The sequence below is a fragment of the Oceanobacillus alkalisoli genome (assembly GCF_021556485.1).
Classification (GTDB): domain Bacteria; phylum Bacillota; class Bacilli; order Bacillales; family Amphibacillaceae; genus Oceanobacillus; species Oceanobacillus alkalisoli.
The window spans coordinates 1-282 of the sequence record NZ_JAKGBW010000105.1 but is presented as its reverse complement, the minus strand read 5'-3'; the positions used below and the strand labels follow the sequence as shown (position 1 = coordinate 282).

1 protein-coding gene is annotated in these 282 nt (G+C 36.2%); it reads left to right on the top strand.

The features are described 5' to 3' along the window. A partial coding sequence (locus LZD48_RS19390; protein ID WP_235764151.1) for a hypothetical protein occupies positions 1 to 240 on the top strand: 240 nt, incomplete at its 5' end. Positions 241 to 282 lie beyond the last annotated feature (42 nt).

Genomic DNA, 282 nt, shown 5'->3' with positions numbered 1-282 from the left:
GATGTTTGCATTAAATGTGTGATTTTCGTAGAGATAATGCGTGATTTTCAGGTTACATGGGAGATTTTTGAAGAGAAAATGTGTGATATTCGGGATAAATCAGGGATTCTTGAAGAGAAAATGCATCATTTTCGGGTTAAATGGGGGATTCTCGAAGAGAAATTGCATTTTCTTCTGGTTAAATGGGGGATTTTCGAAGAGAAAATGCATGATTTTCGTTTACATGTGAGATTTTTGTAGAGGAAATGCGTGATTTTTTGGATACGTGGGGGATTCTTGTAG